The sequence below is a fragment of the Pseudomonas tremae genome, from assembly GCF_001401155.1.
Classification (GTDB): Bacteria; Pseudomonadota; Gammaproteobacteria; order Pseudomonadales; family Pseudomonadaceae; genus Aquipseudomonas; species Aquipseudomonas tremae.
Genome location: NZ_LJRO01000433.1, coordinates 1 through 450, shown reverse-complemented (window position 1 = coordinate 450; position 450 = coordinate 1). Strand labels below are relative to the sequence as shown.

Annotated in this window: 2 pseudogenes; both read right to left on the bottom strand. The window is 63.3% G+C overall.

What is annotated here, in order from left to right:
* A pseudogene (locus ALO43_RS30455) lies at positions 1-95 on the bottom strand (ABC transporter permease); the annotation flags it as partial.
* A pseudogene (locus ALO43_RS23475) lies at positions 88-450 on the bottom strand (ABC transporter permease); the annotation flags it as partial. The pseudogenes ALO43_RS30455 and ALO43_RS23475, both read right to left, overlap by 8 nt.

Sequence of the window (450 nt, the reverse complement as noted above, 5' to 3'; positions counted from 1 at the left end):
CATTCGCCCAGGCTGACGAACAAAAAAGGTGTGCCGACGCGGATAGCTCCGGCCAGCAGGGCGAGGAGAAAGGTGGTCAGGTCGATATCAGCCATGTTGCAGTGCTCCCTTGTCGAGTGACGCGGGCGACGCCGTCAGCCTGACCTTCCAGGCGGCGATACGCCCACCCAGGGCTTCCCAGAGCAGCAGATTGGTGAACAGCAGACCTTCAAGAATCAGCGTGGTGGCGTCTGGCAGGCCAAGCCGTCGTTGCAGCAGCCCACCACTGGCTTCCAGACCACCCAGCAAAATGGCACAAACGATAATGGCCAGCGGATGATGGCGTGCGGCAAAGGCGACCAGGATGCCGCTGGTGCCGTAGCCGGCAATCAGCGCGGCGTTGGCGCTGCCCTGCACAGTAGTGACCTCGAACATTCCGGCCAGACCTGCTGCCGCGCCGCCCAGCAGGCA